Below are 15267 nucleotides of genomic sequence, written 5' to 3'. Positions count from 1 at the left end.
GCAATCGTTACACATGCTCTGATTCAACGGGCCTTGGTCATTGACATTGGTCATTCCCTAAGGCTGCTTCTCCGGAATCTCAATCACATCCCCATCCCGCAGCCACAGGCTATTTGCAGACATGAAAGGCTCAGTTTCATCAATCGGCCTATTTAACTTAACATAGGCAAACACGAATTGTCGTGTCGGCAGTTTTCCTTGCTGGGTTCGTTTCTGGATGTCGGCCTTAAGATCAAAAACCATTTCCTCCGTTTTCTTCGTCCCTGGATCGGTTCGTTTGACTTTGACACGCGTTAAGTCCGAGGATGCCAACAGCACATTCGCCTCGAATAACACCTTTGGTAACCAGAAGGATGAAATCCGAATGTCTGGTGAAGCTGGGCGAGACACAAACTGGGCTTGAAACTCAGCAACGGTGGGTAGACCGGGGGCAAGGATCACCTTTGTTGATTTTCCTTTTACAATAATGGTTACATTTCGCTCCAGGCATTTTATCAAAGTTGCTGTAATCTTGCCCGGCAGCCCCGACCACTGCTCCGTCACACTATGATCCAGTTCCGGTATTTCAACGATATCCCCCCATTTCAACAGAATGTCCTTCGAGCAATCCCCATTGGTAAGCGCAGCTTCAAGATTAAGTTTCAAACTGTTAGTACGCCCATCCTCCTCCAAACGGCTGATCGTGATTTTGGTGAAGTCTGGAAATCTCAAGCCCGGCGGCTCCTCACCCTTCGCAGTCCAATGGTTTGCCCATGCGTCCGGAGTATAGGACCGGGCAATCAGCTCAAAGAGCGTGTAATTGTTATAAGCATTTGTCCCCTTCAAAAATATGTCTTTGATCAAATCTTCCCGACTGATACCGATGACCGAGAGGCGACGCAAATTCTCGTTAGCTCCAGCCTTGCGTAACTGTTCAACAATTTCGCTCATCTTTTCTCTGTCGATGGCGGCGACATCGCTCCGATTGGCATAAGACTTTGCCATGGAAATCGCCGTAGTCCCTCCATTATCCTGTTGGTTAATGTCAGCTTTGTGTTCCAGCAGCAGGGTTATCATCTGCTGGTTCCGTTGTTGCACCGCAATCTGCATCGGCGAGGCGCCACCCTGCTTGAAAGGAGCGTTAACATTCGCCCCGGCATCCAGCAGCAGCCCGGCAATTTTAACATCATTATTCACCAAAGCCGACTGTAACGGTGTGTAACCCTGATTATTCAAAACTTCCAGTTGCGGCTTAGACTTGAAAATGCTGGCAACGATATCTGCCGATCTGTTAGCCACCGCCAAATTTAGTGCAGTTTGGTTCTGATCTGTTTGGGCATTTACTTCCGCTCCTGTCGCGAGCAGCAGGTCCACAGCTTGCTTTGAACCGGTGGAAACCGCAGCCATTAACGGCGTGTAACCATTTCTTGTCTTCGCTTTTATATCTGCATTTTTTTCAAGAAGAAGTTTCACGATCTCCAGACCCCGATCAGAAGCGGCTACGTGCAATGGCGCGTATCCTTCAACATTCCTGATGTTTGCATCAGCGTGATTGGCTAATAATAGTTCCACTATGGCTCTGTTCGCCGCCAATGCCGCAGCATACAGCGGTGTATTTCCGGCGGAATCCACCGCGTTAACCTCGGCTCCTTTTGCCAGCAGCAGTTCTGCTACCGATTTAAAACCCTTCTCAGCAGCAAGATGCAACGGCGATTTTCCATTTTGACTCCTGGCATTCACATCCGCTTTGTGTGCGATCAATTCCTCCGCGATAGCTCGAAAACCATTCATGGCTGCGTGATGGAGTGAGGTGTAACCTAATTCGTCTGTTGAAGGAGCACTCGTTGCTCTTGAGGTCAGTCTGGCAGATCCCCTTTGCATGGCGTTCACATTGGCTCCATGCTCCAATAGCAATGCAACCATGGACTTGTTGCCTCTCTGTGAAGCTTCAATCAACGGTGTTCGCCCTGTTTGTGTATCTATTGCTTCTATGTTGGCACCGTTATCCAGCAGGAATTTGACCACCTTCAATTGTCCCTCGTCCGCTGCTTGATTCAAAGGCGCCGCCCCATTCACCGGCGTGTTGATCAAGTCCGGGCTATCCTTAATCATATTCTGGATCTGCTCTATTTTTTGATCTTCTACTGATAACGCTGGTCGAAATCCTAGTACCCCGGCCGGGGGAGGGCTTTTGACGGTAGCCTGTAGTCGGTCCACAAAGGTTCCGTTGGTTACCGAACTTTTCCCACCATTCTCCACATACCCCTGACTCAATTTCACCAACTCCGGCTGATCCGCAAACTCCTTCACAATCCGTTCATACTGCACCGTCGCCTCATTCGTTTTGCCCTGCTTGCGGTAACACTCGCCCAATCGAAAAATCGCCGTCGCCGCAAATTTCCTGTCCTTGTCGGTCTGCGCAATCGCCCCCTGATACGCCTGGATGGCCGCATCCAGATTCCGATTCGCCTCCTCCTCAAACAGACCCTTCTGCAACATCCCGCTCACATCATTCGTCGCGGCCAGGCCCGTCATCGCAAACAAGGCGATGCCCAAAACCATCAGACTCCATCGAACTCGCTTCATAATCTCGTTCATGCTTTCACTCTGCCTTCTTTTCAATTTTGTTTTGTCACACTTTTGCAAAATCACTCTGGATTATTTTTTCTGTTTCCCGCCGCCGTCTTCCACCTTTAGGCCTCGGCAGGAATTATTCGATTCAACCACAGATGTATGCGGATAAACGCAGATGCAGGCAGCGAATACAAGAAGGCGGGAAAGCCCAACCACACTCACCACAGGGGCGGGTGCACTCTGGTCTCGGAAAATATCTCCGAATGAATTCTTATCTGTGTCCATCTGTGTTTATCTGTGGTTTGAACTGCTTCGTTCCGGCTCAGCCCTCCAGTCGGTACCCCACTCCATGCACCGTCTTGATCCACCTCGGCTTCTCCGGATCGCTCTCAATCTTCGCCCGCAGACTCGCGATATGATTATCCACCGTCCGCGTCGTGGGAAACGCCGCATAACCCCACACCACATCCAGAAACCGTTCCCGCGATATCGGCTCTCCCGGCGCTTCACTCAACAACCGCAACATCGCATATTCCTTCGCCGTGAAATGCAAATCCTTGCGACCTCGCCTGGCCGTTTGCTTCACCATGTCAATTTCCACCTCGCCAAATCTCAACGTCGCCACCGCGCGCTTCTCCCGCTGATGCCTACGCAACATCGCCCTCACGCGCGCCAGCAATTCATCCGTGCTGAACGGTTTCACCAGGTAATCATCCGCCCCCGCATCCAAACCCGTCACGCGATCCTCAATCTGTCCCTTCGCCGTCAGCATTAATATCGGCACTGGATTCGCCAACCGCCGCAATTCCGCGCACAACGCAAAGCCATCCAGCTTCGGCATCATCACATCCAACAAAACCAGGTCCGGCTTCTCCGCCATCACCCGCTTCAGCCCCTCCTCCCCATCCGCCGCCGTAATGACGCGATAGCCCTCGCCCTCCAGGCAATCCTTCAACGCCGTCCGCATCGGCACCTCATCTTCAATAATCAATATCCGCGCCATAGCTCTCTCTCTATGTCCTCAGTGTCTCCGTGGTGAATCACCCTCACCGAACCGTGGCAACTCAATCGTAAACCGGCTCCCCTGTCCCACTTCACTCCGCACCAACACCTTTCCTCCATGCCCCTCCACGATATGTTTCACAATGCTCAACCCAATCCCCACCCCCTGCGTCTCCCGGCGCAGCTCTGAACCAAGCCGGTAAAATCTCTCAAAAATTTTCTGATGCTCCGCTGCCGGAATGCCTTCCCCTTGATCCTCCACCCATAACGCCACCTCATTCTCCGCAAACTCCAACCCCACCTTCACCACGCTCCCCTTCGGCGAATGTTTCACCGCGTTATCAATCAAATTCACCAACGCCTGCTGCATCGCCTTCCCATCCAGATCCACCGACCTCGCTTTGCCCTTCACTTCCAATTCGATGCGAATCCGCTGCTCCTCCGCATACGCCTGCATCAACTTCACCGTCTGCTCCGCCAGCTTCACCAAATCCGTCGGATCGAATTCATACTGCTTCCTCCCCTGCTCGATGCGCGAGAAATCCAGCACATTCTCAATCAGCGACGACAACCTCCGACATTCCTGCACAATGAAATGAAAATATTCGTGTTGTTTCTTTGGTTCCGAAATCTTCCCCCGCTCCAATCCCTCCGCCATCAAACGCACCGACGCAATCGGCGCCCGCAACTCATGCGACACACTCGAAACAAAATTGCTCTTCATCTCACTCAAATGGAGCTGCCGTCGAAACGCCTGTCGCGCCGCAAAAAATCCAACCAACGCCGCAAACGCCGCCACGCCGATCAGCAAACCAAAAATCATTTCGTGTTGATGTTGTTGACGGAAAAAGGCTGCTGGATCCGCAAGTGTCACCGTCATCACGATGGGATAATTAGTCGATTCTGCAGTAGCCGCAACGGATTCAAGTTTCCAGTCGACTTTCTGCCCTCCGATTATGATCGTCCGTTCTGCTATCCGGATTTGCAAAGCATAATCCCCATTGCGATCTACAGCTTTGCAGAAGTAAACGAGATTAGTAATAACGTATTCCTCTGGTAAAACCGCGTACCAGCGTTTATCGGAACCCGACAACTCTCCGAATGTCCTTTGGTCTTGAAGAACAGCGAGCCAGGAAAACTGCTCTCCTCTTGAAAGCGTTTCACCTCCCACCCAGAATACAGAAGGCCAAGTTGTATTTCCCTCTCGGCCATCCCTGGCTTCGACATACCGTCTGCGCATCCACTGGCAGGAACTCCACAAATCAAACTGCCTCCATACCACCCCCCAACTAGGTCCAGGCTTAATCAGTTTTTGCAGATCAGTTCTAAGTTCATACTCAAATGGCGAGACGTGGTGCAAAAGCTTCGTGACCACTTGAACTGGATTTGTTCTCCAGTCTTCTGGCAACCGTGACGCCTGATGCTCTGCCAGGTTAAGAATCTTTATCGCCGCCAGATGAGTCAGAGAGAGACCCGCTTCCGAGGAATCGATGGTATCATTACCTGATGCGCCGAGCACCTCATTGTAGGCCGTAATTGCTTGTTCAGTCGTTTCAAAATGCTCCATCGCAACCGCTCGATTGAAGCGTGCGCGGATCATTAAATTCTCGGGCAAGTTACGGAGTCCACTGTTCTGGTGCACTTCGGATCTTGCTCGATCCTGACTCACAGAGAACATTCCAAATAGTTTGGGCCGCCTCAGGCCAGTCACCTCTCGATAGCGCCGCTTCCGCTGCCTGCCACTCTTTCGACTGTTGCGGACCCAACTGGTTTTCTGTTCTTAGCAATTGAGTTGGTTGGCTCGGCCATTCAAGAGGCTCGGGGTGGATTAACTCATTTTTTGAATTCACACAGAAAATCAGACTGTTTGCGAATTCTGGTGAGCTAGGCCCCCGAGATTGTGGGTCAAGGTTTGCCTCGTACAGAGCGTTGGAGGCTTGGAGTAGGACCTGTGACTGTTCGAATGCTGTGAGGGCAACCGCCGCCACCTGCTTGGCACCTTCTCTGGCTCGCTGCGCCGCCAAAGCTTGGTTCTGTAGCAAGGCCAAAATTCCGAACAACGTGAGCACCACCACCGGCAACAAAATCAATAACCCCTGCCAAAAAAAGCTCGGTTGTTTTTGTTGTTTCTGTTTAGCCATCTATGTGTGCTTCCGTTTTTAACACATTGGCCCATCTGAAGGAGCAAATTGTCACGGTTTTGCAAAATCTTCAGCTGTTGAAGTAATGCCAGAAAGGCGTCGAGGCTGTAACTGTAAGAGGTGACTTCGTTTACAAACCAAGCCTGTTCGCAAGGGCATCATCCACGAGTTCCATCTCTGAGCCATCAAGAGTTCCCAATCGACGCTCCAGCTTGATGGTGGATATGGTTTGAATTTGTTGAAGATGAAAGGCCCCGGGCTTGAGAAAAGGTTTGGGAATGCTCAACTCCCAACGATTGCCCCGCAATGCCGTGGTATGAAGTAAAACCGTCACCAGGTCCAGTTCGTCGTCTGCCGGATTATCGGTCAACAATAAGGCTGGTCTGACCTTGGCTGCCAAACCAAAATCCACAATCCAAACCTCACTCCTTCTTACGACTGGCATCCTCGTCCTCCATGCGATCAAACATCAAAGCCCCCTCAAGTGCTGCCTGATTGCACAACTGGACATCTTCATTCTCGGAAGCTAACTCCAACAATTTCTGACGGATGGCGCGCCGCTCCTGCTCAGAAAGCTTGGGCAATTCGTTGATTATCTCGGTCGCGCTCACAACTAGAGTCTAATCAATTCATTCACGTTGTCAGGTTGAAACTTTTGATCCAGAGCGTTTTGAGATTAGCCGGCATCCGACCGCCCCCACTGCCAATGCATCCACCTTAGATTTAGAATTATTCCAAATATTGACAACCTTCACCATTACATTAAGCTTTTCTTGTGATGAGCGCAGACAATCACAGTGCATTAGATCATCAACTGAACGAGCGACTGGCTACCAGTGGGTTCCGTTTTACGCCCCAACGCCAGCACGTTTATAACGTTCTGTTGGAAAAGCGCGATCATCCCACCGTCGAAGAGGTCTTTATTCGCTCCAAGCATGGCATGCCAGATATCTCAATGGCAACGGTTTATAACTGTCTAGATGCCTTGGTAACCTGCGGTTTGGTCCGTCACGTTAATCTTGATCGTTCCGCCACTCGTTACTGTCCAAATATGAAGGAGCATTGCCATTTTCACTGCGACTCCTGCGGCGGTATCTATGATGTGGATGTGTTGGCCGAAAACAACCCTGCCGGTCTCAAAATACCAGACGGTTTCCGGGTCAAACACTTTGATATTTCCATCCGCGGGCTCTGCCGCGACTGCTCCAATAAAGAGCAGAAATAGTTTAATTCCAACAATTTACGTTTTATGAGTACTGCCACTGATACTATCGAGGAATTTGTTAATAAGGAGTACAAGTATGGCTTCGTTTCGGATATCGATACGGAAACCATCCCTCCCGGCTTGAATGAAGATGTCGTTCGCTTGATTTCCAAAAAGAAAAACGAACCCCAATTCATGCTCGATTGGCGTCTCAAGGCCTATCGCCATTGGTTGACCCTCAAGGAACCGAACTGGCAAAAGGCCGAGTATCCGCCGATCGACTACCAAGCCTCCATATACTACGCTGCTCCCAAGCCCAAAAAGACCCTCAACAGTCTCGATGAAGTCGATCCCGAGCTGCGTAAAACCTTCGATAAGCTTGGCATCTCCCTCGACGAACAAAAGCGCATCTCCGGCGTCGCGGTCGATGCCGTCGTCGATAGCGTCTCGGTGGCCACCACGTTCCAAAAGGATCTGGCCAAAGTGGGAGTCATTTTCTGTTCGTTTAGCGAAGCGGTCCAGAAACACCCCGATCTCGTCGAAAAATACATCGGCTCCGTCGTTCCTTATACCGATAACTTTTTCGCCGCGCTCAATTCCGCCGTCTTCAGCGATGGTTCTTTTTGCTACATTCCGAAGGGCGTCCGCTGCCCGATGGAACTCTCCACCTACTTCCGCATCAATACTGCAAATACCGGTCAGTTCGAACGCACGCTCATCATCGCCGAGGAAGGCGCTTACGTCAGCTATCTCGAAGGCTGCACCGCTCCCATGCGTGATGAAAATCAATTGCACGCCGCCGTGGTCGAATTGATTGCCCTCGGCAAAAAGTCCGAGATCAAATATTCCACTGTTCAGAATTGGTATCCAGGCGATAAGGAAGGCAAAGGCGGTATTTACAATTTCGTCACCAAGCGCGGTAAATGCCAGGGCGAAGGTTCCAAGATTTCCTGGACTCAGGTCGAAACCGGTTCCGCCATCACCTGGAAATATCCCAGCGTCATTTTGCAGGGCGACAACTCGGTGGGCGAATTCTACTCCGTCGCGCTCGTAAACAACCGGCAGCAAGCCGACACCGGCACCAAGATGATTCACGTTGGTAAGAACACCAAAAGCACAATCATCTCCAAAGGTATTTCCGCCGGCAAAGGCCAGAATAGTTATCGCGGCCTCGTCAAGATCATGAAGAACGCCGAGAACGCCCGCAATTTCTCGCAGTGCGATTCCCTGCTGATCGGCGATAAATGCGGCGCTCACACCTTCCCTTACATTGAAGTGAAGAACACCACCGGTCGCATCGAACACGAAGCCTCCACTTCCAAGATCGGTGAAGACCAGATCTTCTACTGCAATCAGCGTGGCATCTCCACTCAGGACGCCGTGAACATGATCGTCAACGGCTTCTGCAAGGAAGTCTTCCGCGAGTTGCCGATGGAATTTGCTGTCGAAGCCCAAAAGCTCCTCGGCGTCAGCCTGGAAGGCAGCGTCGGCTGATTTTGGGTGCGGATGAAAACTGGAGATCATAAGGTTGAGATCGAAGGCGGTTACCTTTTCGAAAAGGGGACTTGGCACTTCCGAAGCGCATTCCTGCCCGAGCCAAGAATTTGGGGGCCTGCGATCGTCATAATCGCAGCTATCGTTTGGTACGGGGCCAACCATGCGCTTGATTGGTATTGGATTGTCGTTCCGTCGCTCATTATTTTTTTTGTCGGCACAAGCGTGATTTGGAGATTTACCATTGAACCGCAAAATGGAGTTGTGCGCGAACAAGCGCTTTTGTTTGCCCGCCGTGTTGTAAAAGAACAACTCATGTCGTTTGCTGACTTCAAATACATCTTCGTTGACCGCAAGGGCCCGGAAGGAGAGGAATTCAGGATTTTCTTACAGCACTGTTCCGGTCGCAAGATGCTAGTTAAATGCGAGTCAACGCCGCGCGGCGCCGAAGAATTGGCGTGGCGAATTTCCTGTGATACCGGCATAAAAATGAAAGGCGAGCGGGACTGAACAAGTCCTATCTTCCCAAACTGTATTTATTTATTTGTATTAATTTTAAAATGAGCAACCACTTACTCGAAATCAAAAATTTACATGCCGGTGTCGACGATAAGAAGATCCTCAAAGGCATCAACCTGACCATCAATCCCGGCGAAGTCCACGCGGTCATGGGCCCCAACGGCAGCGGCAAAAGCACGCTCGCGTCCATCCTCGCCGGACGCGAAGGCTACGACGTCACCGAAGGCCAGGTCCTCTATGACGGCAAGGATTTGCTCGAAATGGACCCTGAAGAACGTGCCCGCGAAGGTGTCTTTCTCGCCTTTCAATATCCGGTCGAAATCCCCGGCGTGAACAGCACCTACTTCCTGAAGGCCGCCCTCAATGAAATCCGCAAGCACAAAGGTTTGCCGGAACTCGACGCCATGGAATTTCTCCAACTCGTGAAGCAAAAGGTCAAGCTCCTCGAATTACCCGAAGACCTGCTCAAGCGCCCCGTCAACGAAGGTTTCTCCGGCGGTGAAAAGAAGCGCAACGAAATCTTCCAAATGGCAGTTCTCGAACCCAAGCTTTCCGTCCTCGACGAAACTGATTCCGGCCTCGATATCGACGCGCTCAAAGTCGTCGCCAACGGCGTGAACAAGTTGAAGAGCAAGAACAACGCCCAACTCGTCATCACCCATTATCAACGCCTGCTCGACTACATCATCCCCGATTTCGTCCACGTCCTCTACAACGGCAAAATCGTAAAGACCGGTGATAAAAGCCTGGCTCTGGAATTGGAAAAGCGCGGCTACGATTGGGTTATCAGTCATGAACCTGTATCAGCCTAGAATCTTCATCTAATTCATTCAAAACGGCGGTTGATCACCGCCGTTTTCCTTTTATCGATTGGAGGGCATGAGACCGATCACCTTGAAAAAGCCTGACTAGTAAAACGATGGCTAACCAACTATAATGGGATTGTCATTTAGGAATCTTGTCATGTATGAGTGACTCCGTTCCATCAGCCAAATCGGTTACAGACCGGGGAATGCATGACCGGAATCTGTATCGTCGTATCGTCAAGGATCGTGGCCTATGCGGCCTTGCCAATAATACGAAGTGGGATGAACTTACTTCTGCAATGCGCTCGCGCATGGGCAAGGCTTGGACACCAAAAAATCGCTGCAAATGCCTCGATAGCTCACCATCTTATTGGGACGGTGAGTGGTTCTACCACCTTCCTTTTCCGCTTATGTCTCTGGAGTGGCTGGACCTCTCCTTTCTCGAAAAAAAGAAACAATCGAGCTCCACTTCAATAACTGTTGACCACTCAGGATGGATCGAGGAATTATTGAACGGTATCGGCTTAGACTATCAAAAGGGCAAAAGCGTAATTCGCATTTTTGGCTACAGCCCGCGGAACTTTGACCTTTTTGAGGCATAAGAACTTCGATTGTTTCTTCGCACAGCTTGCTTTGATCGCACACCATGGCTACCCTGCACATTGAATGCGTCTGCTTGACCGCTATTTATTGCGTGAATTGTTGATTCCTCTGAGATACTGTCTGGGGGGGTTTCTGATATTTTGGATCTCATTCGATCTAATTAACAGCATACACCAGTTTCAAGAGGCCAAGCTCCACCTTTTCGATGTAGTTCAATACTATCTGATCACGGTTCCTTCCTTCCTCGTCATCGTTTTGCCGATGGCCCTGTTGCTCGCTTTGCTCTACACACTCTCGAATCATGCCCGGCATCACGAAATCACCGCCATCCGCGCCGCCGGCATAAGTCTTTGGAGAATTTGTATTCCGTACGTCGCCGTCGGCCTCGTGTTTAGCGCCGCAGTATTTGCGATCAATGAATATTGGATTCCCGATAGCGATCAAAAAGCGCAGGACATTCTCGATAAGTATAAGCCTAACCGACCGGACGGCTCCAACAAGGATGTTTACCGCAACTTCGGAATTCCCAACGGCCGCGACAAACGCACGTGGGATATCGGCTCATATAATCTGAAAACTGAAATCATGACTGACCCCAAGGTCAGTTGGATCGATACCAACAATCTACCGCACCGTTTGATCGCGGAACGCGCCGAGCGCACCAATGACGTTTGGACATTCTACAACGTCACGGAATTCGAAACCATGCCCGACGGCTTCATGGGTCCCACGATGAAGACCAACGTCGTTGCACATCCCGAATTTTCCGAAACCCCGGACCAAATCCGGCGCGAAATCAAATTCAGCAAACGGCTCACCTCTCATAACGCCAAGGCTGCCGAAGTTCCCATCGTCGACATTCTGGATTACCTGGATTTGCACCCCGTCCTCACCAAGAAAAATAAATGGTGGCTCTACACACAATTGCATGGGCGCCTCGCCGCTCCCTGGACCTGTCTGGTCGTTGTTTTTCTTGCCATTCCTTTCGGCGCGGCTTCCGGCCGGCGCAATATTTTCGTCGGCGTCGCCAGCAGCATCGTCATCGTCTTTGCCTACTACGTTCTGCTAAAATTAGGATTGGCCCTGGGCACCGGCGGCTATGTGCCAGCCTGGGTCGCCGGCTGGCTGCCCGACTTCGTGTTCGGCGCTGCTGGCATCTGGATGCTTCTTCGAGTGCGTTGAGTTTGCACTCCACAGTTTTGAGAAGCTGATGAAATTTTTATGAACTTTCCGAATCGAACACCGGGTGATGAACTCGCGGACCTGAAGGTGCGTTATGCGCGCCTCGATTTGCTCTATCAGGTCGGCAACGTTATCCATTCCACTCTCGATCCGCAGGAAGCCCTGCAGTTGATCATCGACCAGGCGGTCCGCGTGATGCGCGCTTCCAGTGGCTCGGTCGTTTTGATTAATCCGACGACCAACTTTCTCGAGATCCACGCTTCCATGGGTTTGCCTCCCAATGCCGCCGCCTTAAAACTGCGCGTCGGCGAGGGCATCACCGGATGGGTCGCCATCAAGGGTAAAACCGTCCGCTCCGGTGATGTCACGCAGGACCCTCGTTACATCCAGTTGCGCCAAAATGTTCGCTCCGAGCTCGCCGTCCCCATGCTCGTCAACGGTGAAATCCGCGGAGTGATCAACGTCGACTCGGATCGCAACAACGCTTTCAGTGAAGGCGATCAGGAACTGCTCGAAGCACTCGCGCTGTCGGCTTCGCGCGTCATCCAAAACACCTGGCTCTACGAACAACTCCGCTTAAAAGCGCGCCTGTTCGAGATGCTGGCCAGCGTTGGTCAAACCATCAACTCCGCACTAAACCTGGATGATGCGCTCCACGTTATCACGCGCGAGGCTTGCGGCATGATGCAAGCCAAGATGTGTTCCCTGCTCATGCTCCAGGAATCAGGTGAATGGTTGGAATTGCGCGCGAGTCATGGCGCTGGCGAAGTGTACATGAAGAGCCCCAAGCTCAGCATGAACGAAAGTCTATTGGGCACGGTGGTCCGGCGTCGCAAACCGATCCAGGTGGAAAATGTGCAAACTTCCAGCCGCTATCAGCGCGCTGAAATCGCCCGGCAGGAAGGTCTGGTTGCGCTGTTAAGCGTGCCACTCATCTTCGCCAACGAATGCATTGGCACCTTGAGCATTTACACCGGCCGACCCTACAAGTTTTCCAACGAGGAAGTCCGCATCCTCTCCGCGCTCGCCGAGCTCTCGGCCATCGCCATTGAGAAGGCGCGGCTTTATGAACGCATTGTCGACGTCGAAGAGCAGTTGCGCCAGAACGAAAAACTTTCTGCCCTCGGCTTGCTCGCCGCGGAAGTCGCTCACGAAATCCGCAATCCACTCACGGTGATGAAGATGCTGTATCACTCGCTGGATTTAAAATTTCCCGCAGGTGATCCGCGTAACAAGGATGCCGAAATCATCGGCCAGAAAATGGAGCTGCTCAACAAAATCGTGGAACAAATTCTTGATTTCGCCCGCACCACCGAACCCACCTTTGCCGAGGTTCATCTGAACGAATTGATCGAGGAGCTCGGGCTTCTGGTCCGGCACAAGCTGCGCAATCAAAATGTTCAGTTCATCCATCATCTCGACTCTGATCTGCCCGCGGTCATGGCCGATGCCACCCATCTCGAACAGGCATTTCTCAATCTGATTCTGAATGCGGCCCAGGCCATGCCCAACGGAGGCAAACTCACCATCACCACACGCGCGATTGAAGGGGGCGGGAAGACTTTACAGGTGGCAGTGGACTTTAAAGATACCGGCGAAGGCATGACCGAAGAACAACGCCGCCGCGCTTTCTCCTCGGTGCTCTCCACCACCAAGGCCAAAGGCACCGGCCTCGGCCTCGCCATTGTCGGACGCGTCATCGAAACACATCACGGAGAATTGAAGCTGAAGTCCGCTCCGGGACGCGGCACCACCATCAGTGTTATTTTGCCCCTCGCCTGAGCCCAATAGCAGCTGCACAAATTGGAAGCCTCCACGAACCCACCGACTCACTCGGCGTGAGCATTCTTGAGCAACCCGCGACGGTGATCGCGCGACAGAGCTCATTCAACCAAAATGTGGACAACCACGATCCCCTCTTCCTTTGCCAATCAGTTGACCACCACGTGCAGATTAAGGTTTCCACGGACACTCCAAACCAACCCACGATCTCCAGAGGTCCGTAGGACCGAAATGTTTATAGCTACCAGGCAAAAAGAATAAACCCGCTTCGGCCCACGATGCCAACCCCTCTACCCCCACCATCCGAAGCGGAACACGACAGCGCCATCCCTCCACCTTCTGGTTTCAGAGCATCTTCACCCGCAAGACTCCAACTCAGGCCTCAGAAAATAAAAAGAGCAGGAGTAAATCCCCTGCCCTCTTTCACATTTCGTTGACGAATTATTTAAATAAACTCGTTAATCAAATTCTCCAGCATCTCCTGGCGCCCACTCGTATTCGGAGCTGCTTCACCTTTCTTCAGGATGTACGCCTCCAGCTCCTTGAAGTCCGTCTTGCCCTTCTCAATTTTTGCGCCAATGCCCGAATCATACGAGCTGTAGCGCTGCTGCACGAACTCAGCAAGACGCCCATCTTTGCGTATGGCTGCGGCAATCTTCAACCCGCGCGCGAACGCATCCATGCCGCCGATGTGCGCATGGAACAAATCAATCGGCTCAAAACTTTCCCGGCGCACCTTCGCATCAAAGTTCACGCCACCAGTGGTCAGCCCGCCCATCTTCATGATCGTCAGCATACACTGCGATGTCAGATAAATATCGGTCGGGAATTGATCCGTATCCCAACCCAGCATTGGATCTCCCGTATTCGCATCAATCGATCCCAATGCGCCCGCCGCTGCCGCCACTTCCATTTCATGCTGCATCGTATGACCCGCCAGCGTCGCGTGATTGGTTTCAAGGTTCAGCTTGAGATGATCGGTCAATTCGTACTCGCGCAAAAAGTTCAGGCAGGCTGCGGCATCGGAATCGTATTGGTGCTTGGTCGGCTCCTTCGGCTTCGGCTCAATGTAAAATTGTCCCTTAAATCCAATTTTCTTTTTGTACTCCACCGCCATGTGCAGGAACTGGGCAAGATGATCGAGTTCCCGTTTGATATTGGTATTGAGCAGGGTCGCATAACCTTCGCGCCCACCCCAGAACACATAACCCTCACCACCGAGCTCCTGGGTCGCTTCCATCGCCTTCTTCACCTGCGCCGCCGCATACGCAAATACATCGGCATTGCAACTCGTCGCCGCCCCGTGGGCATAACGGGGATGAGCAAACAAGCAAGCCGTGCCCCAAAGCAATTTGATGCCGGTCCGCTTTTGCTCTTCCTTCAGCACCTTCACCACCGCATCCAGATTCTTGTTGCTCTCGCTTAAACTCTTTCCTTCCGGTGCCACGTCACGATCGTGAAAGGCATAAAACGGCGCGCCCAATTTTTCAATAAACTCAAAAGCCACCCGCACCCGGTTCTGCGCATTCTTCACCGAGTTGGTTCCATCGTCCCAGGGGCGAATGGCTGTGCCGGCGCCAAATGGGTCGGAGAGCTGATTGCGGAAGGTGTGCCAATACACCACCGAAAAGCGCAACCAATCCTTCATTGTCTTGCCCTCGATGATTTCACTCTCGTTGTAATGCTTGAACGCGAGAGGGTTTTTGGATTGTGGTCCTTCGAACTGAATCTTGGAAATTTTTGGAAAAGCGGCTGGCATGTTTATATTCTTTCTTATTGGTTCAAGTGAGGATTGCTAATGGAATAAGGGAAGAAGTTCAAGCTGATTGTCATAAAACCAGCGCAGATGCCTCTGAATGCCGCAGCAATCCGGTTTAAACACAGCCGGATTACAAATTGGTTCAACTCCGAAATCCTGCCACGGCGAATATGGAACCGGTCGGAACCACTAGAACAAATAAATGCAACGAGACCAACGGAG

General features: G+C 51.7%; 14 protein-coding genes. 7 read left to right on the top strand and 7 right to left on the bottom strand.

Translation table 11 applies throughout. The annotated features are described in order from the left end of the window. Nucleotides 1-57: 57 nt before the first annotated feature. From CFLAV_RS08490 to CFLAV_RS08460, 6 genes are all read right to left on the bottom strand, one after another. Nucleotides 58-2289: an ankyrin repeat domain-containing protein gene (locus tag CFLAV_RS08490; protein ID WP_160164528.1), complete on the bottom strand. Its 2232-nt coding sequence runs from the start codon at nucleotides 2287-2289 to the stop codon at nucleotides 58-60. A gap of 586 nt (nucleotides 2290-2875) precedes the next feature. Further along, on the bottom strand, nucleotides 2876-3556 hold the full coding sequence (locus CFLAV_RS08480; RefSeq protein ID WP_007414271.1) for a response regulator transcription factor: 681 nt from the start codon (nucleotides 3554-3556) through the stop codon (nucleotides 2876-2878). 18 nt (nucleotides 3557-3574) lie between these two features. Next, nucleotides 3575-5170, bottom strand: a complete 1596-nt coding sequence (locus CFLAV_RS32050) for a sensor histidine kinase (protein WP_160164527.1) — start codon at nucleotides 5168-5170, stop codon at nucleotides 3575-3577. Between the two features lies 1 nt (nucleotide 5171). Then, nucleotides 5172-5696: a hypothetical protein gene (locus CFLAV_RS08470; protein ID WP_007414269.1), complete on the bottom strand. Its 525-nt coding sequence runs from the start codon at nucleotides 5694-5696 to the stop codon at nucleotides 5172-5174. A gap of 130 nt (nucleotides 5697-5826) precedes the next feature. Beyond that, the gene (locus tag CFLAV_RS08465) at nucleotides 5827-6141 is read right to left on the bottom strand and encodes a type II toxin-antitoxin system PemK/MazF family toxin (protein WP_007414268.1); all 315 of its coding nucleotides are present in this window, start codon (nucleotides 6139-6141) and stop codon (nucleotides 5827-5829) included. Beyond that, nucleotides 6119-6307 (bottom strand): hypothetical protein, encoded by a 189-nt coding sequence (locus tag CFLAV_RS08460; RefSeq protein WP_007414267.1) that lies wholly within the window; start codon nucleotides 6305-6307, stop codon nucleotides 6119-6121. Before CFLAV_RS08460 ends, CFLAV_RS08465 begins: the two co-directional genes overlap by 23 nt. 167 nt (nucleotides 6308-6474) lie before the next feature. On the opposite strand from CFLAV_RS08460, the gene CFLAV_RS34000 reads away from it, so the two are divergent. The 7 genes from CFLAV_RS34000 to CFLAV_RS08425 all read left to right on the top strand — a co-directional run bounded on the left by CFLAV_RS34000 (nucleotide 6475) and on the right by CFLAV_RS08425 (nucleotide 13286). Continuing rightward, nucleotides 6475-6921, top strand: coding sequence for a Fur family transcriptional regulator (locus CFLAV_RS34000; protein ID WP_007414266.1), 447 nt, complete (start codon nucleotides 6475-6477; stop codon nucleotides 6919-6921). Nucleotides 6922-6945: 24 nt separating this feature from the next. Further along, complete coding sequence (sufB, locus tag CFLAV_RS08450; protein WP_007414265.1) at nucleotides 6946-8394, top strand: Fe-S cluster assembly protein SufB; 1449 nt, start codon at nucleotides 6946-6948, stop codon at nucleotides 8392-8394. A gap of 12 nt (nucleotides 8395-8406) precedes the next feature. Beyond that, nucleotides 8407-8904 carry a hypothetical protein gene (locus CFLAV_RS08445; RefSeq protein WP_007414264.1) on the top strand — a complete coding sequence of 166 codons (498 nt, stop codon included), beginning with the start codon at nucleotides 8407-8409 and terminating at the stop codon, nucleotides 8902-8904. A gap of 50 nt (nucleotides 8905-8954) precedes the next feature. After that, nucleotides 8955-9725 carry a Fe-S cluster assembly ATPase SufC gene (gene sufC, locus CFLAV_RS08440; RefSeq protein ID WP_007414263.1) on the top strand — a complete coding sequence of 257 codons (771 nt, stop codon included), beginning with the start codon at nucleotides 8955-8957 and terminating at the stop codon, nucleotides 9723-9725. Nucleotides 9726-9880: 155 nt separating this feature from the next. Then, the gene (locus CFLAV_RS08435; RefSeq protein WP_007414262.1) at nucleotides 9881-10321 is read left to right on the top strand and encodes a DUF6678 family protein; all 441 of its coding nucleotides are present in this window, start codon (nucleotides 9881-9883) and stop codon (nucleotides 10319-10321) included. A gap of 64 nt (nucleotides 10322-10385) precedes the next feature. Beyond that, nucleotides 10386-11504, top strand: coding sequence for an LptF/LptG family permease (locus tag CFLAV_RS08430; RefSeq protein ID WP_007414261.1), 1119 nt, complete (start codon nucleotides 10386-10388; stop codon nucleotides 11502-11504). A 39-nt stretch (nucleotides 11505-11543) separates the two neighbouring features. Further along, the gene (locus CFLAV_RS08425; RefSeq protein WP_007414260.1) at nucleotides 11544-13286 is read left to right on the top strand and encodes a GAF domain-containing protein; all 1743 of its coding nucleotides are present in this window, start codon (nucleotides 11544-11546) and stop codon (nucleotides 13284-13286) included. Between the two features lie 445 nt (nucleotides 13287-13731). Here the strand turns inward: CFLAV_RS08425 and xylA are convergent, their stop codons facing one another. Beyond that, entirely contained in the window at nucleotides 13732-15045 is a 1314-nt protein-coding gene (gene xylA / locus CFLAV_RS08420; RefSeq protein ID WP_007414259.1) for a xylose isomerase, read from the bottom strand. Between the last annotated feature and the right edge of the window lie 222 nt (nucleotides 15046-15267).

The organism is Pedosphaera parvula Ellin514 (assembly GCF_000172555.1).
Lineage (GTDB): Bacteria > Verrucomicrobiota > Verrucomicrobiia > Limisphaerales > Pedosphaeraceae > Pedosphaera.
The sequence above is the reverse complement of the archived record's forward strand: the minus strand, read 5'-3'. Positions and strand labels throughout refer to the sequence as shown.

Excerpts from the sequence above, each read along its gene's own strand:
- xylA (WP_007414259.1), bottom strand. The coding sequence starts at position 15,045 with ATGCCAGCCGCTTTTCCAAAAATTTCCAAGATTCAGTTCGAAGGACCA.
- CFLAV_RS08430 (WP_007414261.1), top strand. The coding sequence starts at position 10,386 with ATGCGTCTGCTTGACCGCTATTTATTGCGTGAATTGTTGATTCCTCTG.
- CFLAV_RS08470 (WP_007414269.1), bottom strand. The coding sequence starts at position 5,696 with ATGGCTAAACAGAAACAACAAAAACAACCGAGCTTTTTTTGGCAGGGG.
- sufC (WP_007414263.1), top strand. The coding sequence starts at position 8,955 with ATGAGCAACCACTTACTCGAAATCAAAAATTTACATGCCGGTGTCGAC.
- CFLAV_RS08465 (WP_007414268.1), bottom strand. The coding sequence starts at position 6,141 with ATGCCAGTCGTAAGAAGGAGTGAGGTTTGGATTGTGGATTTTGGTTTG.
- CFLAV_RS08425 (WP_007414260.1), top strand. The coding sequence starts at position 11,544 with ATGAACTTTCCGAATCGAACACCGGGTGATGAACTCGCGGACCTGAAG.
- CFLAV_RS34000 (WP_007414266.1), top strand. The coding sequence starts at position 6,475 with ATGAGCGCAGACAATCACAGTGCATTAGATCATCAACTGAACGAGCGA.
- CFLAV_RS08480 (WP_007414271.1), bottom strand. The coding sequence starts at position 3,556 with ATGGCGCGGATATTGATTATTGAAGATGAGGTGCCGATGCGGACGGCG.
- CFLAV_RS08445 (WP_007414264.1), top strand. The coding sequence starts at position 8,407 with ATGAAAACTGGAGATCATAAGGTTGAGATCGAAGGCGGTTACCTTTTC.
- CFLAV_RS08435 (WP_007414262.1), top strand. The coding sequence starts at position 9,881 with ATGAGTGACTCCGTTCCATCAGCCAAATCGGTTACAGACCGGGGAATG.
- sufB (WP_007414265.1), top strand. The coding sequence starts at position 6,946 with ATGAGTACTGCCACTGATACTATCGAGGAATTTGTTAATAAGGAGTAC.